Raw genomic sequence first — 21,734 nt, 5'->3', positions numbered from 1 at the left:
GCTCTTATTCCTTTAAAGTTTTGAGTGCCAACTTGCGGCAATGTGGTTTTCCTTCCAAGCGAATTGCATACGGTAAGTTCGACGTTGGTAACTGTTTGTCGATTTGAGAAAGCAATTGCTGATAAGTCATTTGTCCACTCAAACGAAGCGATCGCTCTTTACTCATACCGTTTCACTTTAAGGTTGATACATTTAGGCAGGCAGGGGAGCATTTTAGCTGATTGACAAAGTGTACTTTTTCTTAACCTGTCACGAATGATCCATCTCAAAATAGCAACCTGGCTCCAACTAAAGTTGGTATTAGAGTATGAACTAAAGTACAGCTTATAAGTTAACGCAATCATGCTAATCTGCTGATATTGCCTGGTCTAATGCATTCGTTTCTTGTGTTTTGGCTTAAGCAATTACCCCCAGGGGAACGGCTTTGCACTGCACCAAGAGATTCACTCCCCTACTAATCGTAACAATGGCATGAGAGTAGCAAAATGAATCGATCGCATTTTAAAGCATGGGTTTTAATGGTTGGTAGCTTGGGTGTATTGCTCTGTGTCCAGCCGATCGCAGCTCAGGTGATTCCCGATGCAACGCTGCCTGCGGGGGAGCGATCGCAAGTTTCAGGCAATCCCGATGTGCAAATTGATGGCGGAGCCAGACGAGGCGGCAATTTGTTCCACAGCTTCAGCCAGTTTTCAGTGCCAACTGGTGGTTCTGCCTTTTTCAACAATGCGGCTGATGTGCAAAATATCTTCAGTCGCGTCACGGGTGGGTCAATTTCTAATATTGATGGCTTGATTCGAGCAAACGGGACGGCAAATCTGTTTTTGCTCAACCCGAATGGGATTATATTTGGCCCGAATGCTTCACTGAATGTTGGCGGTTCGTTTGTGGGGACGACGGCGAATGCGATCGGTTTTCCTAATGGCGAGAAGTTCAGCAGTGATGCGACACAACCGTTACCGAGTCAGTTGCTGACGATTAATCCCAATGTATTGTTTTTCAATCAACTGGCAGCACAGTCGATTATTAACCAATCAACTGCAAACAACGGAATAGGATTACAAGTGCCAGCAGGACAGAGCTTGTTGTTAGTGGGTGGCGATGTCCGTTTAGAAGGCGGACAAATCACAAGTCCCAGTAGCCGAGTGGAGTTTGGTGCCGTTGCTGCACAGGGAATTGTAGGGCTGAGTGAGAGTGAAACGGCAGGTGATTGGCGGTTGAGTTTTCCCAGTACTACAGCGCGGTCAGATATTACCTTCAGTAACGGCGCTCAAATTAACGTTCGTGGTGGAGGTGGCGGGGGGATTGCGGTTACGGCTCAGAACGTGGCTCTGAGCGAGGGCAGTAGACTTCGATCTGGGATTGACAATGGCTTAGGCTTTGCTGGTGCGCAATCAGGGGACATTCAACTTGACGCAACAGATAGAATAGACATCACTGATGGCAGTTTCATCGCCAACGTAGTGCGTCCTGGAGGGATAGGTAACATTGGCGGGATCAACATCTCCACCGGGTCGCTTGCTCTCACAGGGGGAGCAGTACTGAATGCCGGCATGGATGGACAGGGAAATGCGGGCAGTGTGAGTATTAATGCCCAGGATACGATCTCTTTGGATGCCAGTGCTGTATTCAATAACGTGGGACAGACTGGCGTTGGCAATACTGGGGGTATCAACATCACTACTGGGTCGCTTGCTCTCACAGGGGGAGCAGTACTGCTTGCCAACACGGATGGACAGGGAAATGCGGGCAGTGTGAGTATTAATGCCCAGGATACGATCTCTTTGGATGGCAGTGCTGTATTCAATGCTGTGGGACAGACTGGCGTTGGCAATACTGGGGGTATCAACATCACCACCGGGTCGCTTGCTCTCACACAGGGGTCTCAATTGGTTGCCAACATGGATGGACAGGGAAATGCGGGCAATGTGAGTATTAATGCCCAGGATACAGTCTCTTTGGATGGCAGTGCTGCTGTATTCAATGCTGTGAGACAGACTGGCGTTGGCAATACTGGCGGGATCAACATCACAACCAGGTCGCTTGCTCTCACACAGGAGTCTCAATTGGTTGCCAACATGGATGGACAGGGCAATGCGGGTAGTGTGAGTATTAATGCCCAGGATACAGTCTCTTTGGATGGCAGTACTGTATTCAATAGCGTGGGACAGACTGGCGTTGGCAATACTGGCGGGATCAACATTACCACCGGGTCACTTGCTCTCACACAAGGGTCTCAACTGGATGCCAGTACAGATGGACAGGGAAATGCGGGCAGTGTGAGTATTAATGCCCAGGATACAGTCTCTTTGGATGGCAGTACTGTATTCAATGCTGTGGGACAGACTGGCGTTGGCAATACTGGAGGTATCAACATTACCACCGGGTCGCTTGCTCTCACAGAGGAGTCTCGACTGCTTGCCGGTACGAATGGACAGGGAAATGCTGGCAGTGTGAGTATCAATGCCCAGGATACAGTCTCTTTGGATGGCATTGTATTCAATAACGTCGGACAGACTGGCGTAGGGAATACTGGGGGTATCAACATCACCACCGCGTCGCTTGCTCTCACACAGGGGTCTCAACTGCTTGCCAGCACTAATGGACAGGGAAATGCAGGCAGTGTGAGTATTAATGCCCAGGATACAGTCTCTTTGGATGGCAGTACTGTATTCAATAACGTGGGACAGACTGGCGTTGGCAATACTGGTGGTATCAACATCACCACCGGGTCGCTTGCTCTCACACAGGGGTCTCAACTGCTTGCCAACACGAATGGACAGGGAAATGCGGGTAGTGTGAGTATTAATGCCCAGGATACAGTCTCTTTGGATGGCAGTACTGTATTCAATAACGTGGGACAGACTGGCGTTGGCAATACTGGGGGTATCAACATCACCACCGGGTCGCTTGCTCTCACACAAGGGTCTCGACTGCTTGCCAACACGAATGGACAGGGAAATGCAGGCAGTGTGAGTATTAATGCCAAGGATACAGTCTCTTTGGATGGCAGTACTGTATTCAATAACGTGGGACAGACTGGCGTTGGCAATACTGGGGGTATCAACATCACCACTGGGTCGCTTGCTCTCACACAAGGGTCTCGACTGGATGCCAGTACAGATGGACAGGGAAATGCGGGCAGTGTGAGTATTAATGCTCAGGATACAGTCTCTTTGGATGGCATTGTATTCAATAACGTGGGACAGACTGGCGTTGGCAATACTGGGGGTATCAACATCACCACCGGGTCGCTTGCTCTCACACAAGGGTCTCAACTGCTTGCCAACACGAATGGACAGGGAAATGCTGGCAGTGTGAGTATCAATGCCCAGGATACAGTCTCTTTGGATGGTAGTGCTGTATTCAATAACGTGGCACAGACTGGCGTTGGCAATACTGGTGGTATCAACATCACCACCGGGTCTCTTGCTCTCACACAAGGGTCTCAATTGGTTGCCAACACGGATGGACAGGGAAATGCGGGCAATGTGAGTATTAATGCTCAGGATACAGTTTCATTTGATGACAGTGCTGCTGTATTCAATAGCGTGGGACAGACTGGCGTTGGCAATACTGGTGGTATCAACATCACTACCGGGTCGCTTGCTCTCACACAGGGGTCTCAACTGCTTACCAACACGGATGGACAGGGAAATGCGGGCAGTGTGAGTATTAATGCCCAGGATACAGTCTCTTTGGATGGTAGTGCTGTATTCAATAACGTGGCACAGACTGGCGTTGGCAATACTGGGGGTATCAACATCACCACCGGGTCGCTTGCTCTCACACAAGGGTCTCGACTGCTTGCCAACACGGATGGACAGGGAAATGCGGGCAGTGTGAGTATTAATGCCCAGGATACAGTCTCTTTGGATGGCATTGTATTCAATAACGTCGGACAGACTGGCGTTGGGAATACAGGCGGGATCAACATCACCACCGGGTCGCTTGCTCTCACACAAGGGTCTCAATTGGTTGCCAACACGGATGGACAGGGAAATGCGGGCAGTGTGAGTATTAATGCCCAGGATACAGTTTCATTTGATGGCAGTGGTGTATTCAATAACGTGGCACAGACTGGCGTTGGCAATACTGGTGGTATCAACATCACCACCGGGTCGCTTGCTCTCACACAGGGGTCTCAATTGGTTGCCAGTACAGATGGACAGGGAAATGCGGGCAGTGTGAATATTAATGCCCAGGATACAGTCTCTTTGGATGGCAGTGCTGCTGTATTCAATAACGTGGGACAGACTGGCGTTGGCAATACTGGTGGTATCAATATCACCACTGGGTCGCTTGCTCTCACACGGGGGTCTCGACTGCTTGTCGGTACGAATGGACAGGGAAATGCGGGTAGTGTGAGTATTAATGCCCAGGATACAGTCTCTTTGGATGGCAGTACTGTATTCAATAACGTGGGACAGACTGGCGTTGGGAATACAGGCGGGATCAACATCACCACCGGGTCGCTTGCTCTCACACAAGGGTCTCGACTGGATGCCAGTACAGATGGACAGGGAAATGCGGGCAGTGTGAGTATTAATGCTCAGGATACAGTTGTATTTGATGACAGTGGTGTATTCAATAGCGTGGCACAGACTGGCGTTGGCAATACTGGTGGTATCAACATCACCACTGGGTCGCTTGCTCTCACACGGGGGTCTCGACTGAATGCCGGCATGAATGGACAGGGAAATGCTGGCAGTGTGAGTATCAATGCCCAGGATACAGTCTCTTTGGATGGCAGTACTGTATTCAATAACGTGGCACAGACTGGCGTTGGCAATACTGGGGGTATCAACATCACCACCGGGTCGCTTGCTCTCACAGGGGGGGCTGCCCTGAATGCCGGCATGGATGGACAGGGAAATGCAGGCAGTGTGAGTATTAATGCCCAGGATACAGTCTCATTTGATGGCAGTGCTGTATTCAATAGCGTGGCACAGACTGGCGTTGGCAATACTGGGGGTATCAACATCACCACCGGGTCGCTTGCTCTCACACGGGGGTCTCAACTGCTTGCCAGCACTAATGGACAGGGAAATGCGGGCAGTGTGAGTATTAATGCCCAGAATACAGTTTTATTTGATGGCAGTGCTGTATTCAATAGCGTGGCACAGACTGGCTTTGGGAATACAGGCGGGATCAACATCACCACCGGGTCGCTTGCTCTCACACAGGGGTCTCAACTGCTTGCCAACACGAATGGACAGGGAAATGCGGGTAGTGTGAGTGTTAATGCCCAGGATACAGTTTTATTTGATGGCAGTACTGTATTCAATACCGTAGGACAGACTGGCGTTGGCAATACTGGGGGTATCAACATCACCACCGGGTCACTTGCTCTCACACGGGCGGGGCAACTGATTACCAGCACGAGTGGACAGGGAAATGCGAGCGACATCATCATTCATGCCCGCGATCAAGTTTCTATAGATGGTGAATCTTTAGATGGTGCAATTGGAAGTGCTATTTTCTCACGAGTGGAACCAAAGGGGATTGGTCGAGGTGGAAATTTGGTGATTACCACTGGCTCGCTGTTTTTAACCAATGGTGGCGCTGTGAATACTGCCACAGATGGACGGGGAAATGCTGGTAGTGTCACCATTCAGACGCAAGACTCCGTACAGATTCGTGGCAGAACCGCTATCAACTCCGTAATCCGAAGTGGGGTGTTTACCACAGCAACACAAGGATCGGTGGGAGATGGAGGAGATGTCACCATCACTACAGGATCACTCTCGGTTTCCGAGCAAGCACAAATCATCACGGATGTTCGATCGCAAGGCGATGCTGGCAATATCCAGATTCAGGCAAGTGGTACTGTTTCGTTTGATGGCGGAGATGCCATTAGTACCCTTTCATCAGGGGGAGTGGGCAAGGGAGGCAATATTGACATTACAGGGCGATCGCTCTCCCTTCTCAATAACGCTCAACTCTCAGCTTCTACCTCTGGTGATGGAGACGCAGGCAATATTACCGTCAGCGCCGAAACGGTGGGCGTGAGTAGTGGTGGGCAACTGCTTACCACTACCTCAAGTAACGGTCGCGCAGGCGACATCACGGTGAATACGCCTGACTTGCAACTCAGTGGCGCAACCAGTGGTTTATTTGCTGGCACCAACAGCATTGGAAATGCAGGCAATTTGACCGTTCAGCCACGCGGTAACGGACAAAGTGTGCGGGTAAACCTCCAGGATGGCGCACAGATTTCTGCCTCCACTTCCAACAGGGGGAAGGGAGGAGATTTGACCATTACTGCCCCAGAATCCATTACGTTGACCGGGAATGGTTCGGTGATTGCTGCTGGAAGCGGAAGCAGTGGAGCAGGCGGTAACTTAAATCTGCGAACAGGCACGCTGAATATTCAAGATCAAGCAGAAGTCACGGTCAGCAGTGGCGGAACGGGGAGCGCAGGGAACCTGTTTGTCGATGCCGATCGCATCTTTCTCAATAATCAAGGCCGCATTCGCGCTGACACGACGGGCGGTGGCGGGAATATTAATTTGCGATCGCCCTTCATCTTCTTACGCAACGGCAGTAACATCACCACCAATGCCACTGGAGCCAATATTCCCGGTGGCAACATTGGGATTGATGCCCGATTTCTCATTGCAGTGTTAAACGAAGATAGCAACATCAGCGCCAACTCTGAGGACTTTCGCGGCGGTAACGTTCGCATCAATGCTGTTGCCCTCTATGGCATTCGTCCCAGTCTGGTTTCCACCTCATTGAGCGACATCACAGCGACAGGTGCAACGTCTGCGTTGAGTGGCACGATCAATGTGATTACCGCAGGCATTGACCCCACTGCTGGATTACTGGAATTGCCCACTGACTTTGCAGACCCGTCAGGATTAATTGCTCAAGGATGTCCTGCCAACCAGGGTAACTCCTTCGTGATCACAGGTCGCGGGGGATTGCCACCCACACCAGAACAGCAATTAGACGATGATGCAGAGTGGAGCGATCGGCGCAGGCTGGTTGTGGATCAGCAGGTAGATAAAAGAGAACACACAGACACCCTCTTTGCGTCCTCCTCTCCCTACACCTCCATCATCGAAGCTACCGGAATCCAAGTAACTCCCACTGGAGAGGTGCTTCTCACTGCCAACTCCTCTAACGCAGTGATGCAGAATCGGTTAAATCGATCAGCTGTCTGTCCAGGAGGGTAAAGTAGTCATATCATGTCTGCCTAATTAGTTATAATTCCCGCATCTGTGCAAAAAGCGTAGAAGCTTCTTTCCCCCTGTCCCCTGTCCCCTTGCGGACTAAATAATATCAGTCGTCACAGGTCACGTATCCTTCTTGTGTGGGATATAGCGTAGGAAGGTGACCGAAAGAGAAGAACAGGGTCATCAGTCGGTGCAATCCCGTCTGCCATAATTAGCGGATCATAGTTGATATTATAACTGCCAGCCAGGTTCGATGGCATTGCTGATGTTAGTGTGAGAGTGCCAGCGTTCAGTTCTCGATGTTTCCCCGACCAGAGAAGCGTCGAATTGGTTTCAGGATCACCAGGTTCGCTGATCGTGACGATCATGTCCCAGTTGATTGGACTCAGGCGCGTGCGCTCTATTAGCGCCTGCTCCAGAAAATTGGGCGGCATCGATGACAACTGTGCATTTGAGAGATGTTTCTCGCCATCTTGGGGAACAAAACGGAATTTGACAATTGTTGTCTTGCCTGCATCATTGATGAACTTGAAGGCATGGATGCTGTAGTATGCACAGTTGGCATAGCTTGGTGGTGGATTGTTCTCCTGCAAGAATTGGGCTTGCAGCGCGTTGTCCGGGTGAGAAGCCTCGAACTGCTTGAACTTCGCCATGTCCGGTTTTCCGGTAGCAGGATCGATCGCCAGTGCGATGAACTTGTCCAGAAACGTTTGCGGTACAGCAGCAAAGAACATCGGTGTACTCAGCATCGTCATGTGATGTAAGCTGCCATCTGGTAGCCGGAATTCGAGCGCCAGACCGCGCGGACTTTTGTCAGCATCAGATACCATTGGGTCACCACCCGCTATAGAGAAGCGGGCGACAACATCGAATTGTTCTCCAGAGAACAGTGGCGATCGTGAGATTTCTTTGACTTTTGGATTACCGACAAACGTGCCCAAGGCACCCACCCCTTTTGTGTGATTTTTTCGTTGACCAGGGTGTGAGCCGTAGGCATCCTCAAGCGCATCCATAACCTCTTGCGCGGTAGCCTCGGTCTGCTTCTCGGAGGATTGGCGAACAGATTTAGCAACAGCGGCTGCGGTCGCCGATGCCACGACTGGTGCAACGAAACCTATAGCAGCAATTCGACTGGCTGATATCAGGAAGTTTCTCCTGCTATAAACCTTTCTATTTGACATTTGCTTCTCCATGAGTTGACACCTTAGTATTTCCAGGGGAGCGGCGATCGATAGGGATTCTCCCGCATATCCAGCACTTCCCAAGTCACAGGGTTGACCCGTCCAGTAACAGGGATGTTATAGCGTCGTTGTAAATCTTTGACCGCAGACTCTGTAATGACACCAAATACGCCATCGACAACGGCACCACTCGGATTTCCCAACCTGACTCCGGCAGCATTCAAGAACCCATTATCTGAGAGAATTTTCTGCAACAGTTGCACACTTCTGCCGCGATCGCCTTGTCTCAAAGTCGGTAGTGTGATGTCTGTGTAGGCAGTGGCGATCAGCATGGGAGAAGATGGGACTGTGGGAGTAGCGATCGCTGGACTCGTTTGCAGAAACCCAACGATCCCCATTGTTGCTGCAATAGATAGAGCAATTTTATTAAACATGGCAATAATTAAAGTGTTCTTTTTGTACTTTTTGTGCAATTGCACTAAATGGAACTTCTCGAAGCCGTATGATAAATCCTATTCAGTGAATCAAACCAGAACGGAGTGCGCGAATTGCTGCCTGGGTGCGATCGCTGACACAGAGTTTTCTCATAATATTGCGAACATGGGTCTTGACTGTACCTGTGGTGACATATAACTCTCCAGCAATTACGGGGTTACTGTGTCCATCAACAATCAATTGCAACACCTCCAACTCACGCTCAGTCAGCGCTTCAATATCAATAATCTCCTTGTATTCTGGTTCGAGCGCCCGGATTGCTATAGTTTCCGAGCAACCAGAAGTTACGGTTTGGGTGGGATTGATGCCATCTGCTGGAAAAGGATAAGTATGTTGAAGCAATCCAGCAACTTCTTGTGCAACAATAATCAGGGCATAATTGATAGGATAACCACCGGAAACATCAACTTGAGTTGAAACTTTTAGAGGCTCAAGATGATCTTTGAACAGAAACGGCAGCGATGTCATAGCACTGTCCTCATTAATGAAATATGAATTGATTACTGATTCAACAATTCGATGGAGGTCAACCGATTTTCCTCGAAAGGTGAGAGTGAGCAGTTTTCGCCCCCAATTGTTGGCTAATATGATTTTTGTTTAGCTCTAACTGCTGGAACAGGCGAGCCATTAGTTTTACCTCTTCTTCAATTACGCGAAGCAACAAGAGTTACCATGCATTACTCTATTTCCAGAAACGGGATTAAATCTCATCGAAAAGATAGCTGTGTTTACATAATTTCAATATAGGCAATCGACTTTCACCTGTCATCCACTCAGGGTTTACACTTCTTCTCAATAGAGCGATTGATGAATCAATCCATCTCACAATGGCAGCTTGACTCCAACTAAAGTTGACATTCACACTTGAACTAAAGTACAACCGCCAAACTGACAAGTAGCGCTAACTTACGAAGCTGAGGTGCTGTTGTTTGACAAAGAAAGGCAGAAGGCTCCAAGGAAAGAAATGCTATTGACCTCTCCCCGGTCTAAAGACGCGGGGATTCTAATTTGAATTTTGAATTTTGAATTGGAGCGTTCGCGTAGCGTCTCGTAGAGAAGCGACTTGACTAGATTGGTTCAAAAAAATTATTTTTAACCGCAGAGGCGCAGAGAACGCAGAGGGAAAAAGATGAAAATTTGGTTTTGTCAGCCAGGGATCTAGGACTTGTGTGTAGACTGCCTGCGGGAGAGTGAACGCAAGTTACGGGCAATTTCCACATTCAAAATAAGCTAACTTGCTTATTTTGCCTGGTATTTTACTGTAGAATTTGCGATAACAAGACGAAACAAGCTATAAAAATTTACTTCCATAACTACATCGCCTGATATCAGGATCGGCAGGAGTCGTACAAACGGATGAATGAGGAGTATCGGGATAGACGAATTGATCAAAGGCGGTGGGGATTACGGTATCTCTTCTTAGCAAGAGGATGGTTTCGCTGCCTTCAATTTGCGCTGATCGGACTGCTCATTTTTATGAGTTTGCATATTGGCATAGCGATCGCCGCAGATAAAACGAGTGATGATCTGAAGGTGGAGCAGACAAGACAATCGCCCCACATCACACTCCAAACTTCGCCAGCCCAGCTTGTGCAGCAGGCGGAAGACCATTATCAGGTAGGGCAACTAAGAGAGGCGATCGCCCTTTGGCAACAGGCTGTATACCGTTACAAAACAGCAGGCGATCGCCCGAATCAAGCACTCGTGTTGAGTTTTCTGGCCACTGCCTTTGAAGATTTGGGACAGTGGACACAGGCGAATCAGGCGATCAATCAAGCCATGTCGCTGGCAAGTACCCAAAACTCCAGTCTTGATCGCTTACAGGTTCTCGCTCAAGTACTCACCATTCAGGGGAGGCTGCAACTGGCTCAAGGTAAAGCCAGCGAAGCATTAGCAACCTGGCAACAAGCGGAGGCTGTCTATCGCCAAGCCCGTGATCCGATTGGCATCCTCGGTAGCCAGATTAATCAGGCAAGAGCTTTACAGTCACAGGGACTTTATCGCCGAGCCACAGCAGGGCTGTTGCAAGTAAAACAGTTGTTGCAAAGCCAACCAGACGGGCGTTTGAAGATGACGGGGCTGCGAAATCTGGGCAAAATGCTGCGGCTGGTGGGCAATCTGGATCAATCTGGTGTGGTCTTGCAGCAAAGCTTGGCGATCGCTCAGAACCTGCATGACAAAACGATTGCATCCGATATTAGCGGCATTCTCTTCAGTTTGGGCAACACAACTCGCGCCCAGGGAAAAACGGAGACTGCCCTGGATTATTATCAAAAAGCGATCGCCACAGCTCCTTCACTAACCGCGAAAACTCAGATCCAACTTGCCCAGTTAAATTTGTTGGTTAACAGCGATCGACAAACACAGACTCAGCTCCTATTTGCCCAAATTCAATCCCAGCTTGCCCAGTTACCGCCCGGTCGTCTAGCAGCGTATGCCCGAATTGATCTGGCTCGCAGCTTAGTCAAAATGGGGAAATGGGGAGATGGGGGAGGTTTACGCTCCCAATTGCTGAAAACTTCTGCCGAGGAACTGGCGATCGCGATTCAACACATTCGGGCTGCAGGTGATTCTCGTGCTGAATCCTATGCCCTTGGCACTTTGGGTAATTTGTATGAAACCACCCATCAATGGCAAGATGCTCAAACCCTGACCCAACAGGCGCTCAGTCTGGCTCAATCGCTGGATGCCTCCGAAATTGCCTATCAATGGCAGTGGCAACTAGGAAGAATTTTCTGTCAGGATACGCAGCCCTGCTCGGCGACTCTTAATTTGCAAAATGCCACAATCGCCTATGGTTCAGCAGTCAAAATGCTGCAATCGCTTCGCACTGACCTGGTTGCGGTTAACCAAGATGTGCAATTTTCATTCCGAGAAAGTGTCGAACCCGTTTATCGCCAATTTGTAGAATTGTTGTTGCAATCGGCAGGCGATGCACCCAGCCAGGAAAACCTGAAACAGGCACGGGAGACAATCGAAGCCCTCCAGTTAGCAGAACTTGACAACTTCTTCCGAGAAGCTTGTACCAATGCTCGTCCAGTAAAAATTGATCAAATTGATCTCCGCGCGGCAGTCATTTATCCCATCATTTTACCCAGTCAATTTGCGGTGATTTTGGCATTGCCCAATCAGCCATTGCGCTATTACAAAACATCTCAGCCGCAAGCGAATGTCGAAGACATTTTGACCCAGATGCGCCAATCGCTCAGACCGACTGCCTTTGTCGAAGATTGGTTGCCTGCGGCTCAACAGGTCTATGATTTGCTTTTGCGTCCGCTTGCGGCTGAACTGGCCAGCAGTGAGATCAAAACGCTTGTATTTGTGCCTGATGGATTGCTACGTAGTTTGCCAATGGCAGCTTTGCACGATGGTCAACAGTATTTAATTGAGAAATATAGTATTGTATTAACACCTGGTCTACAATTGCTCCAACCCCAACCGCTAGAGCGTCAACAGCTTCAGGGACTACTAGCAGGATTAACACAAGCACGGGAGGGCTTTGCGGCATTGCCCAATGTTGGGGTTGAGATTAATCAAATTCAGTCAGAAATTCCGGCACAAGTGCTGTTAGATCAATCGTTCACGGATCGATCGTTTAAACAGAAAGTTGAGTTCACACCTTCACCGCTCGTTCATTTGGCAACCCATGGTCAATTTAGCTCAAACGCTGATCAAACCTTCATCTTGACCTGGGATGGACGGATTAAAGTCAAAGAATTGGATCAACTGCTGCGCTCTAGAGAAGGAAGAATTAACCCAATCGAACTGCTGGTACTGAGTGCTTGTCAGACGGCAACCGGAGATAAACGAGCGGCTTTGGGGATGGCAGGAGTGGCAGTGCGATCAGGGGCACGCAGCACCCTTGCTTCCTTGTGGTCAGTTAGCGATCGCTCCACCGCCTCTTTGATGATTGCGTTTTACCGTGAGTTAGGCAAGCCCGGAGTCACCAAAGCTGAAGCCTTGCGTCGCGCCCAGGTCGCATTATTACGTCAAGACGATTATACTTCGCCCTACTACTGGGCACCGTTTGTGCTTTTAGGAAATTGGTTGTAAAAACGTTATGTCTGACCCCAAAACCCTGTTGTATCGTCTTCCCATTGGCATGGCTCTCACGTTAGAACTAGCGATCGCTCCCGGCATTGCTGCGCCAACATCATCCCCATCCCTCTTTGCGAGTCAGTCTACCATCCAACTCGCGCAAACTAGCCCACCACCGCCACCGAAGAATCCGGAGCGATCATCGCCAGGGGGACGGCGCGATCCATCTAACTGTCCTCAAGATGCGGCAGCAGCACCAACAGAACTCATACTGACTGCCCTTAGCCCAACGATGAAACCAGGCTTGACATTAGCAGAGCATCCCACGTTTCTTGTCTATGCGCCCAAAACCAGCGCCAAGAATGCAGAATTTAGTCTTCGTAATCGAGAAGGTCGCGGCGTTTATCGCACAACAGTGGCTTTGAGCAACACTCCCACCCTCATCAGCCTCACCCTGCCAGCCGAGACACCGCCTTTAACCGTGGGACAGCCTTATACCTGGTCATTTGCCATCATTTGCAATCCCAGCGATCGCTTGGACGATCGCTTTGTTACAGGCATGGTGCAACGCATTGAACTCGATTCCGCTCGTTTACGCCAAATTCAGCAAGCATCGCCCAAAGAACAGGTGGCGCTTTATCAAAAAGTAGATGCCTGGTATGATGCACTTACCGTTCTATATCAATTGAGACAGAAACAATTCAATGATCCAAGCATTAACACTGCTTGGCGTGAACTGTTGCAATCAGCAGGAATCAATACCATGATTGATAGCAACCCAGAGCAAGGAAGCCCGCGTTGAGAGATCGCGTTTATTCTATGTGGACGACTCTGAAACAGCAAATTTGGCGATGGCGTGGGGTCTTGATCACGGTTCCCAGTATTGGCGGAGGTTTGTTGCTTTTGCGCTTAACCGGAGCGCTCCAGTTTATGGAAGTAGTGGCGCTGGATCAGATGTTTCGCCTGCGTCCCCCAGAAAGAATTGATTCACGGATTGTTCTGGTGACGATCGATGAGTCCGATATCAAACAGCTGGGAAAATGGCCGATGTCGGATGCAGTGCTGGCTCAGATCATTTCATCGATCAAACAACAGCAACCCAGAGTCATCGGATTAGACATCTTTCGAGATTTACCTGTAGAACCCGGTCATCAAGCCTTAGCCAACGTCTTCACCACGACTCCTAACTTAATTGGCATTGAGAACGTCATTAAAGCAGCAGATGGTGATATTATTCCCGCCCCATCGCTGTTAAAACAGCGAGATCAAGTCAGTGCCAGTGATCTGCTGTTAGACACAGATGGTCGAGTACGTCGCAGCTTGTTGTATTTGAGAACTCAGGACGATCGCTCGATCTTTACTTTGGGCGCACGTCTGGCATTTTTTTACCTGGACAAACAAGGGATCTTCCGCCAACCCCTTGACCCTGATCAGATACAGTTTCGCCTGGGTCAGGCTGTGTTTACACCGTTGCAACCAAATGATGGCGGTTATGTGGGCATGGATGCAGGTGGGTATCAAATTCTATCCAACTTTCCCAAATTCCAGCCAGGATTTCGCACCATCTCGATCACAGAAGTCTTACAGGGACGGCTACCACGCGATTTGGTGCGTGACCACATCGTTTTGATCGGAGTCACCGCAGAAAGTTTGAAAGACAAGTTTTTTACTTCCTACACCACCGACTCTACTGCCGTACCTGCTGGGGTTGAGGTTCATGCACTGTTAGCCAGCCAACTGTTGAGCGCGGCGTTAGATGGGCGACCGCTCCTGCACACCTGGTCAGAGCCAATGGAGTCCCTGTGGATTGTTGTTTGGTCAACCATTGGAGCCGTCATCGGTTGGACAGCTTCATCACCTCCACAAACCATATTAAAAGTTGTACTGTTGGGCATCGCTCTTGGCGGTGGTGCTTACATTCTTTTTCTCATGGGTTGGTGGATCATCATCGTGCCGCCGTTGTTAGCGCTGGTGGGATCTGCCATCACTAGCAATGTCTACCTGCTATGGGAAAACCTGAAGGAGCACGCTTGGACTTTGGAACAAAAAGTTGAAGAGCGAACCTTAAACTTGGAGCAAGAAATTGTGGAACGAAAACAGGCTCAAGAGACGTTAAGCCAGCAGAAACAGCTTTTACAAACGATTGTGGATCATATCCCGGTGATGATTACACTTTACGACGCAACGGGGCATGTTGAGTTTGTCAATCGTCAGCTTGAGCAAATTCTAGGCTGGTCATCTGCCGATTTGCAGCAGATTGATCTCATCGCTGAATGTAGTTCTGATCCAGAACAGCGACAGCAGATTCTAGACCACATGTTAGTTGCCACTGGCACTTGGCTTGATCTAAAAATCAGGACAAAAGACGATCGCTTTGTCAATACCGCCTGGGCAAATGTTCAGCTTGATCATCGTTTATTTGTGGGGATTGGGCAGGACATCAGCGATCGCAAACGTGCCGAAGAAGCTTCCATTCTGGACGAGCGCAACCGGATGGCACGGGAAATACACGACACTCTCGCGCAGGCTTTTACGGGCATTCTGCTGCATATTGGAGCCGCAATGGAACTGATCATCAAAAAACCAGATAAAGCAGAAGCACACTTGGCAACTGTGGATGAATTAGCCCGGATGGGGTTGGCAGAAGCGCGGCGATCAGTGACGGCACTGCGACCCAAACTATTGGAAGAGGGCAACTTATTTAATGCTTTAAAACGCTTAACTAATCAAATGAAATTATCTACGCACACCCATCTCACCTGTGAAATCATCGGTACTGCCTATTCTTTACTACCCAATGTGGAGAATCATTTGTTACGGATTGGACAAGAAGCTTTAACCAATGCCATTAAATATGCTCACGCCACTCAAATTGACGTTGAATTAGTTTGCGAGGAGTCACAGTGTCTATTACGCATTAAAGACAATGGACAGGGATTCGACATTGACCAGGTCGCTGCCAGTAAAGGATTTGGGCTATTAGGTATGAGTGAACGGGTAGAGCAAATTGGAGGTGAGTTAGTCATCCAAACCAATCCAGGTCAAGGTACAGAAATTGTTGTCGTTGTGAATCGGGAGTAGAACCTCATGTCCCCCATACCCCACACCCCAATTCGGGTTCTGATCGTGGATGACCATGCCATTGTCCAGCAAGGATTAATTGCCATCATTAACGAAGAATCAGATATGGTGGTAGTTGGTCAGGCACAAAATGGAATTGAGGCGATCGCATTATTTCGCCAAGAGCAACCAGATATCACTTTTATGGACTTACGGATGCCCGAAATGGGAGGCGTTGAAGCAATTACAAGGCTTTGTGCTGAATTTAACACAGCACGCATCATTGTCTTAACCACTTACGATGGCGACGAAGATATTTATCAGGGCTTACGAGCTGGGGCAAAGGGCTACCTGCTCAAAGATTCTAAACCCAGCGAGCTGCGAACCGCGATTCGCACTGTTCATGGCGGTCAGCAATATATTCCACCTCCTGTTGGCGCTAAATTAGTGCAGCGCCTGAACAATCCAGAATTGACTGATCGCGAATTAAAAGTTCTGCAATTAGTTGCTCAAGGCATGAGTAATTTAGAAATTAGTGTTGCTTTGACGATCACTGAAAATACTGTCAAATCGAATATCAACCGCATTTTAAGTAAGTTGGGGGCAAAAGACCGCACCCAGGCAACCATTATTGCCTTGAAACGAGGGCTTACCAGATCATAAGCCTCTCCGTTTACGGAGATAAAAAATAAGAATTCGGACTTCTCCTAAAGGTGACAGCAACTCCTCTAAGAATTGCTTGGCGAACTGGTCGTGCGGTTTTATGGTCATATTTTAACAGCTAACCGTGTTATATTAACGTGAGTTCGATGGAACTAAAAAATGGCAGGAGGTAGTGCAGGTCAATCTTTTGGGTAAATATCAATCAAAGGTTTTTTAGGCAAATAGGTATAAGTAGCTAAACCAGCTTGGATGGATTAGCCGCAGGGATTGACATTTTAGAATTGAAGCGTTTAGAAGCAAGCGGAATTCCCACAAACTTGGCTTTAGAACTGATGGCGATTATGCCATTTTTAGAAACAAACACAGTTTTCCGAAATTGTTAACGCCCCAGTAGTAGTAACTATCAGAATACTCAAGTATAAATAACTTCTATAAATAACCAGGGGAATATAACCCCACAAAAGCCCGGTCACAACAACTGGGTTTTTTGGTGGAGGTACAGATAATACAGAGCGATCAATGTCTAAGACGGTCTGCGCCCACGCATCCAGCATGGGGGAAACTCTTACTGGCATTGAACCAATTGAAAAGCTAATCCACCAGGGAGGTACTGCCCCTCCTATTTCTGTGTTATCAGCACAGCGCCTCACTTTTCGGCATAAGAGTGGAAAGCGGAAGATGGAAGAATCGAACTCCTGGGTGTTACCCCACCCCGGTTTTCAAGACCGGTTGCCAACCATTTAGCGGCATCTTCCATATAAGGGGTATCTGAGGAGGCTTGAACTCCCTAATGACTGGTTCCACAAACCAGCGCCGCGACCGCTTTGGCTTCAGACACCATCAGTGGATACTGGTCGGATTTGAACCGACATCTTTCTGCTTGCAAGGCAGACGCTTTCCCAATTAAGCTACAGACCCATAAGCAGGAGAGGTAGGACTTGAACCTACATTGGTCGATTTAGAAGATCGATGCCTTATCCGTTAGGCGACACTCCCATAAATTGGTAGCCCCGACAGGGTTTGAAAGAGCGACTTCCTCTTTGTAAGAGAGGCACTCTCCCCACTGAGTTACAGGGCTAAGAGAGCGAGTGATGGGATTTGAACCCATGCGCTGAGTGTGGCGCACTCAGATGCTAGCCATTACATCACACCCGCATTTAAGAACCTTGAGGTTCAGAGCGATCGACGAGACTCGAACTCGTACCGTGAGTTTGGAAGACTCTGATGCTGCCGTTACACCACGATGCCTACGGCGGGCGAAGCCATCGCATTAGTCAAGCTGGTGACAGGAGTTGAACCCACAACCTACTGATTACAAGTCAGTTGCTCTGCCATGTTGAGCTACACCAGCAAAAGCAGACGGCGGGGACAGTCTGTATACTGGACGCGGGGGTGAGAGTTGCACTCACCGTTTGCAGCTTATGAGACTGCCGAGCCACTGTTGCTCTATCCCCGCATACCCCTGACAGGAATCGTAGCTTGCTTCCCGAAGGGTACCTGCAACAAACCCGGTTTAAGCGGGCTACGTCTGCCAATTGCGTCACAGGGGTTTGATTTGGTGGGCGCTACAGGGGTCGAACCTGTGTCAGCCTGATTAAAAGTCAGGAGCATAACCGTTCTGCCAAACGCCCAAGTTGGTACTCCCAACAGGATTTGAAAGAGCAAAAATTCCGTCCCTCAAACGGAAGCGTTTACCAATTTCGCCACGGGAGCATCAGTACCCTTGACAGGACTCGAAAGAGCAAAACACTCGGTCTAAACGAGCGACGGTTTCCAATTACGTCACAAGGGCAAATGATCGGAATGGTAGGATTTGAACCTACAACCTTCAGCTCCCAAAGCTGCCGCGCTACCAAGTTGCGCCACATCCCGTTGGTACACAAAAGCGGGAGTTGAACCCGTACATAGACTGTTTTTGAGACAGCCGCCTCTTCCAGTTGGGCTACAGGAGTATAATTTGTCTGCTCTATGAAAGCAGAACTGGGAAGGCAGGAATCGAACCCGCGAGATCCTGAGCCAAAATCAGGTGGCTTTGCCAACGTCGCCTACTTCCCATTAAAATTTGGCTGCCGAGGTTGGAGTTGAACCAACATCTCTATGATTCAGAGTCATAGCGACTTTCCCAGTCGTCCACTCGGCAATAAATGGCTGCCCCAGTAGGACTTGAACCTACAACCCCCGCGTTAACAGCGCGTCGCTCTGCCATTGAGCTATGGGGCAATGTGCCAGTCCCCCAGGTCGGAATCGAACCGACGACCTCTGATTTTTCAGACCAGCGCTCTCTACCAAAACTGAGCTACCAGGGGATAAGGCGAGAACAGAGAGACTTGAACTCTCAATCTTCAGTTTCGTAATCTGAGATGTTATCCAGTTACACCACGTTCTCATAAGGCGGAGAGAGAGGGAGTTGTTGGCGAAGCCTTCCCGAAGGGTACCCACAGTGAGATGATGAATCTCACAACTGTTTAGCAAACAGCTTGCCCTGCCAATAGCAATCTCTCCATGATGGGTCGAGTAGGATTTGAACCTACAACGCGATCGCGGCTGTTTTACAGACAGTTACCTACGCCAATAGGTGAGCCGACCCATAACTTTGGTAGTGCAGACGGGACTTGTTCGCGTTAGCGTTCTCGAAGAGTACCCGTTAATTACACGCTTGAAAGACGTGTCGCTCGGCCACTTCGCTTCTGCACCATCAACGCACAGACAAGGATTTGAACCCAGAACAACAGTTTTGGAGACTGTGGTGTTGCCATTACACCATCTGTGCATTTGGTAGCAGTGGCGAGAGTTGAACTCGCATATACCAAGTTATGAGCTTGGGGCTTTGCCGTTAAGCTACACTGCAATACTTGAAGTCCAGGGCGAGAGTTGTTCGCGTCAGCGTTCCCGAAGGGTACTCGCGGCTTCCTGTTCGACAGACAGGCACTCTTAACCAACTGAGTTACACCCCCACATTGAGTGGCAATTATTCAGTTTTCATGGTTCTGATAGTGTTCGCTTTGTGCCTTTTTGGGAGGCTTGATTGCTTCACTACATTTATACTACATAAATACTACAAAAGTGTCAAGGGCGTACTACAAACTTTTTTGAGAAATGAGAGGGCAAGGGTTGCTTAATAGCTGTATTGCCCTCTGTGACTAACGTTGAAGTAAATTACTCGTTCTCGCTTAGGCGTTGCATATTCCAAAACTGTTCAGCAAATGCTACTGCTGGATGAATTGGGGCTTTAGGCTTGGTTTTTAGTATCATTCCAGCTTCGTGAGGTAAGCGTAGACGCGAAGCGGCTTGTCGTCAGACATCGCTCTTAATTGAGTTACACCGTTCACACGCTGTTACAACGTTGTCCCAGGTATGCTGTCCACCTTTGGAACGGGGAATTACATGGTCAAGCGTTAAATGCTTGTTGCTGCCGCAGTATTGACAGGTGTGGTTATCTCGTCTCAAAACCTCACGACGGTTTACAGGCGGTACTTTCCAGTGGCGTTCGGGATTACCAACAGTTAAGCGGATGTGTTCGGGAACTTGTAGTACGACGCTGGGAGAACGTACTTCCCACTGCTTTGTAGTACCGAAACTCAAAGATTCTGCTTGACCTGTGACTAACAGTACTATTGCGCGTTTAATGTTGATGCGTGCTAGTGGTAGGTAGTTCTTGGAGAACACTACGACGGAATTTTGTAATATGTGTGGTTGCTGAAAAGGTGGTTGAGCTTCCATCAGTTAATTCACTCCTAAAAAAATAACCCCCGCCTCTGGTGAAAAGAAGCGGGGGTCAGGTAGTTGATACTTTTTGCCCTATGTGGGTGCTATGAGACATTTGCACCTCCCGCTTTGGATAATTTGATCTGGATTCAGCCATCTTTTACCGCCGGCAAACCGATATATTCCCTCAATTGCAAACAGCGCGAATATTCTGCCTAAACCCTTGGGTTGGCAATGCATCGCGCTACTAATTGTTGAGGAAAATCTGCTGCTCATGGAAGATTTGTAGTATTTGTAATTCAGATTAATTTCAATAATACAGTTGTAGTATGTTTTTGTCTACTGTGTGGTTCTGGTGGAAAGGCTAACGAGCAGTCTGCTTCTGTTAACGAGTGATGTTTTACGACAAGCCCCTACCCTCATCCATGCACAGCAAAAAACCCCAGCGAAACTAACCGGGGTTGATAGGAGAAGTCCGAATGACGATGAGATACAGCGATACCGAAATCTAAAAATCTTAGTTAACGCTTAAGGCTACCAAAACTAGAGTAGTGACAATTAAAGTAGCGAACACACCCTGTACAACGTATTTGCGTTGTTCCCAAATTGCGGGGTACTCAGCATAGTACATCTGGGGTTCAGTTGCGTAGTTATTGAGAACGCCGTCTTCGTTAATGGTGGTATACATAATCTTTTCCTGTATTTGTTACTTTATGTAAACTACTTTAACAATATTGTTACAAAGTGTCAATATAACTTGACAAAAAATAGTAGATGACTGTAATCAGAACTGCTTATCTGGGGAATTTTCTTAGAGGATAGTAATTGAGCGAAGTACTGGAGGCGATGAAGCTCGTTCCACCGTAGGCGATCGCTTGCGTCATAGATATTCTTAGAGAAAATGGTGCAAAGATGCGATAGCAGGATGTGTAGTGGTATGTACGATCGCTTTCTTCAGACATCGGCGGCGGCGGCGGCCAGCGTAGGTGTGTCTGCGCTCCGTACTTCTGCTGCTGGTGTTGACGAGTATGTTGAGGCGATAGTAATTGGTAGTGGTTTTGGCGGTGCAGTTGCATCATTGCGCCTTGGTCAGGCTGGAATTGAAACAGTTGTATTGGAACGGGGACGACGATGGCAAATTACTGATGCAGGCAATACCTTCTCTACAACAGATAACCCAGATAGTCGTGCTGCGTGGCTGAGTTCCACTACGGTTTTACCCCCACCAGTTCCAGAAATCCCCATTGATGTATTTACTGGCGTTCTTGATATTAAGAGAGGTAATGGTATCAATGTATATCGAGGCGCAGGTGTTGGGGGTGGTTCGCTTGTTTACGGTGCTATCACTTATCAACCGACAGAAGAACTATTCTATAAACTGTGCGTTCGCTGATTTTGAAGCAGTAAAAGGAAT

General features: G+C 48.6%; 11 protein-coding genes, 20 tRNA genes and 3 pseudogenes. 7 read left to right on the top strand and 27 right to left on the bottom strand.

The genetic code is table 11. The features are described from left to right. Positions 1-4: 4 nt before the first annotated feature. Positions 5-166, bottom strand: coding sequence for a hypothetical protein (locus FD725_RS13120; protein ID WP_179048535.1), 162 nt, complete (start codon positions 164-166; stop codon positions 5-7). A gap of 319 nt (positions 167-485) precedes the next feature. On the opposite strand from FD725_RS13120, the gene FD725_RS13115 reads away from it, so the two are divergent. Beyond that, the gene (locus tag FD725_RS13115; protein ID WP_179048534.1) at positions 486-7,178 is read left to right on the top strand and encodes a filamentous hemagglutinin N-terminal domain-containing protein; all 6,693 of its coding nucleotides are present in this window, start codon (positions 486-488) and stop codon (positions 7,176-7,178) included. A gap of 113 nt (positions 7,179-7,291) precedes the next feature. Here the strand turns inward: FD725_RS13115 and FD725_RS13110 are convergent, their stop codons facing one another. From FD725_RS13110 to FD725_RS32455, 3 genes and pseudogenes are all read right to left on the bottom strand, one after another. Further along, entirely contained in the window at positions 7,292-8,371 is a 1,080-nt protein-coding gene (locus tag FD725_RS13110; RefSeq protein WP_218653164.1) for a catalase family peroxidase, read from the bottom strand. Positions 8,372-8,382: 11 nt separating this feature from the next. Continuing rightward, positions 8,383-8,793 carry a peptidoglycan-binding protein gene (locus tag FD725_RS13105; RefSeq protein ID WP_256871902.1) on the bottom strand — a complete coding sequence of 137 codons (411 nt, stop codon included), beginning with the start codon at positions 8,791-8,793 and terminating at the stop codon, positions 8,383-8,385. An 82-nt stretch (positions 8,794-8,875) separates the two neighbouring features. Next, a pseudogene (locus tag FD725_RS32455) lies at positions 8,876-9,124 on the bottom strand (LuxR C-terminal-related transcriptional regulator); the annotation flags it as partial. A gap of 1,206 nt (positions 9,125-10,330) precedes the next feature. Between FD725_RS32455 and FD725_RS13095 the strand changes: the two are divergent. The 5 genes from FD725_RS13095 to FD725_RS13075 all read left to right on the top strand — a co-directional run bounded on the left by FD725_RS13095 (position 10,331) and on the right by FD725_RS13075 (position 16,998). Continuing rightward, positions 10,331-12,907: a CHAT domain-containing protein gene (locus FD725_RS13095; protein ID WP_256871901.1), complete on the top strand. Its 2,577-nt coding sequence runs from the start codon at positions 10,331-10,333 to the stop codon at positions 12,905-12,907. Between the two features lie 7 nt (positions 12,908-12,914). Beyond that, on the top strand, positions 12,915-13,694 hold the full coding sequence (locus tag FD725_RS13090) for a DUF928 domain-containing protein (RefSeq protein WP_179048531.1): 780 nt from the start codon (positions 12,915-12,917) through the stop codon (positions 13,692-13,694). A 17-nt stretch (positions 13,695-13,711) separates the two neighbouring features. Beyond that, the gene (locus FD725_RS13085) at positions 13,712-15,973 is read left to right on the top strand and encodes a CHASE2 domain-containing protein (protein ID WP_179048530.1); all 2,262 of its coding nucleotides are present in this window, start codon (positions 13,712-13,714) and stop codon (positions 15,971-15,973) included. Positions 15,974-15,979: 6 nt separating this feature from the next. Then, on the top strand, positions 15,980-16,615 hold the full coding sequence (locus FD725_RS13080) for a response regulator transcription factor (RefSeq protein WP_179048529.1): 636 nt from the start codon (positions 15,980-15,982) through the stop codon (positions 16,613-16,615). A 245-nt stretch (positions 16,616-16,860) separates the two neighbouring features. Then, the gene (locus tag FD725_RS13075) at positions 16,861-16,998 is read left to right on the top strand and encodes a hypothetical protein (RefSeq protein ID WP_179048528.1); all 138 of its coding nucleotides are present in this window, start codon (positions 16,861-16,863) and stop codon (positions 16,996-16,998) included. A 289-nt stretch (positions 16,999-17,287) separates the two neighbouring features. On the opposite strand, the gene FD725_RS13070 is transcribed toward FD725_RS13075, so the two are convergent. The 23 genes and pseudogenes from FD725_RS13070 to FD725_RS12960 form a co-directional block, all read right to left on the bottom strand. Continuing rightward, a tRNA-Ser gene (locus FD725_RS13070) sits at positions 17,288-17,370 on the bottom strand. A gap of 89 nt (positions 17,371-17,459) precedes the next feature. Beyond that, positions 17,460-17,533: transfer RNA gene (locus tag FD725_RS13065), tRNA-Ala, on the bottom strand. 5 nt (positions 17,534-17,538) lie between these two features. Next, positions 17,539-17,611 (bottom strand) — tRNA-Arg (locus FD725_RS13060). A gap of 6 nt (positions 17,612-17,617) precedes the next feature. After that, a tRNA-Val gene (locus FD725_RS13055) sits at positions 17,618-17,693 on the bottom strand. A gap of 5 nt (positions 17,694-17,698) precedes the next feature. After that, positions 17,699-17,770: transfer RNA gene (locus FD725_RS13050), tRNA-Gly, on the bottom strand. Positions 17,771-17,892: 122 nt separating this feature from the next. Then, positions 17,893-17,966: transfer RNA gene (locus FD725_RS13045), tRNA-Thr, on the bottom strand. Positions 17,967-17,996: 30 nt separating this feature from the next. Continuing rightward, positions 17,997-18,072: transfer RNA gene (locus tag FD725_RS13040), tRNA-Met, on the bottom strand. A 99-nt stretch (positions 18,073-18,171) separates the two neighbouring features. After that, positions 18,172-18,246: transfer RNA gene (locus FD725_RS13035), tRNA-Lys, on the bottom strand. A 4-nt stretch (positions 18,247-18,250) separates the two neighbouring features. Next, positions 18,251-18,328: transfer RNA gene (locus FD725_RS13030), tRNA-Leu, on the bottom strand. 85 nt (positions 18,329-18,413) lie between these two features. Then, positions 18,414-18,487 (bottom strand) — tRNA-Pro (locus tag FD725_RS13025). Between the two features lie 108 nt (positions 18,488-18,595). Further along, positions 18,596-18,670, bottom strand: a tRNA-Gln gene (locus FD725_RS13020). Between the two features lie 8 nt (positions 18,671-18,678). Next, positions 18,679-18,755, bottom strand: a tRNA-Gln gene (locus tag FD725_RS13015). A gap of 5 nt (positions 18,756-18,760) precedes the next feature. Beyond that, positions 18,761-18,835: transfer RNA gene (locus FD725_RS13010), tRNA-Asn, on the bottom strand. Positions 18,836-18,844: 9 nt separating this feature from the next. Beyond that, positions 18,845-18,921 (bottom strand) — tRNA-Phe (locus FD725_RS13005). Positions 18,922-18,927: 6 nt separating this feature from the next. Beyond that, a tRNA-Arg gene (locus tag FD725_RS13000) sits at positions 18,928-19,001 on the bottom strand. A gap of 6 nt (positions 19,002-19,007) precedes the next feature. Continuing rightward, positions 19,008-19,117 (bottom strand) — tRNA-Ser (locus tag FD725_RS12995). A 4-nt stretch (positions 19,118-19,121) separates the two neighbouring features. Beyond that, positions 19,122-19,202 (bottom strand) — tRNA-Tyr (locus FD725_RS12990). Positions 19,203-19,209: 7 nt separating this feature from the next. Continuing rightward, positions 19,210-19,309, bottom strand: a tRNA-Glu gene (locus FD725_RS12985). Positions 19,310-19,314: 5 nt separating this feature from the next. Then, a tRNA-Trp gene (locus FD725_RS12980) sits at positions 19,315-19,385 on the bottom strand. Positions 19,386-19,388: 3 nt separating this feature from the next. After that, positions 19,389-19,463: transfer RNA gene (locus tag FD725_RS12975), tRNA-Ile, on the bottom strand. 308 nt (positions 19,464-19,771) lie between these two features. After that, positions 19,772-20,335 (bottom strand): annotated as a pseudogene (locus tag FD725_RS12970) (HNH endonuclease). A 502-nt stretch (positions 20,336-20,837) separates the two neighbouring features. Next, the gene (gene psb34, locus FD725_RS12965) at positions 20,838-21,008 is read right to left on the bottom strand and encodes a photosystem II assembly protein Psb34 (protein ID WP_179048527.1); all 171 of its coding nucleotides are present in this window, start codon (positions 21,006-21,008) and stop codon (positions 20,838-20,840) included. 106 nt (positions 21,009-21,114) lie between these two features. Beyond that, a complete protein-coding gene (locus FD725_RS12960; protein WP_179046227.1) occupies positions 21,115-21,282 on the bottom strand; it encodes a hypothetical protein in 168 nt (55 codons plus the stop codon). On the opposite strand from FD725_RS12960, the pseudogene FD725_RS12955 reads away from it, so the two are divergent. Then, positions 21,246-21,710 (top strand): annotated as a pseudogene (locus tag FD725_RS12955) (GMC family oxidoreductase); the annotation flags it as partial. The gene FD725_RS12960 and the pseudogene FD725_RS12955 sit on opposite strands and share 37 nt — an antisense overlap. Positions 21,711-21,734 lie beyond the last annotated feature (24 nt).

Source organism: Nostoc sp. TCL26-01, assembly GCF_013393945.1.
Classification (GTDB): Bacteria; Cyanobacteriota; Cyanobacteriia; order Cyanobacteriales; family Nostocaceae; genus Trichormus.
Note: the sequence above shows the minus strand (reverse complement) of the source record. Positions and strands in the feature narration are given on the sequence as shown.

What these genes read in the sequence shown, in the direction of transcription:
- FD725_RS13120 (WP_179048535.1), bottom strand. Translation starts at nt 166, where the DNA reads ATGAGTAAAGAGCGATCGCTTCGTTTGAGTGGACAAATGACTTATCAG.
- FD725_RS13115 (WP_179048534.1), top strand. Translation starts at nt 486, where the DNA reads ATGAATCGATCGCATTTTAAAGCATGGGTTTTAATGGTTGGTAGCTTG.
- FD725_RS13110 (WP_218653164.1), bottom strand. Translation starts at nt 8,371, where the DNA reads ATGGAGAAGCAAATGTCAAATAGAAAGGTTTATAGCAGGAGAAACTTC.
- FD725_RS13105 (WP_256871902.1), bottom strand. Translation starts at nt 8,793, where the DNA reads ATGTTTAATAAAATTGCTCTATCTATTGCAGCAACAATGGGGATCGTT.
- FD725_RS13095 (WP_256871901.1), top strand. Translation starts at nt 10,331, where the DNA reads ATGAGTTTGCATATTGGCATAGCGATCGCCGCAGATAAAACGAGTGAT.
- FD725_RS13090 (WP_179048531.1), top strand. Translation starts at nt 12,915, where the DNA reads ATGTCTGACCCCAAAACCCTGTTGTATCGTCTTCCCATTGGCATGGCT.
- FD725_RS13085 (WP_179048530.1), top strand. Translation starts at nt 13,712, where the DNA reads ATGTGGACGACTCTGAAACAGCAAATTTGGCGATGGCGTGGGGTCTTG.
- FD725_RS13080 (WP_179048529.1), top strand. Translation starts at nt 15,980, where the DNA reads ATGTCCCCCATACCCCACACCCCAATTCGGGTTCTGATCGTGGATGAC.
- psb34 (WP_179048527.1), bottom strand. Translation starts at nt 21,008, where the DNA reads ATGTATACCACCATTAACGAAGACGGCGTTCTCAATAACTACGCAACT.
- FD725_RS12960 (WP_179046227.1), bottom strand. Translation starts at nt 21,282, where the DNA reads ATGTCTGAAGAAAGCGATCGTACATACCACTACACATCCTGCTATCGC.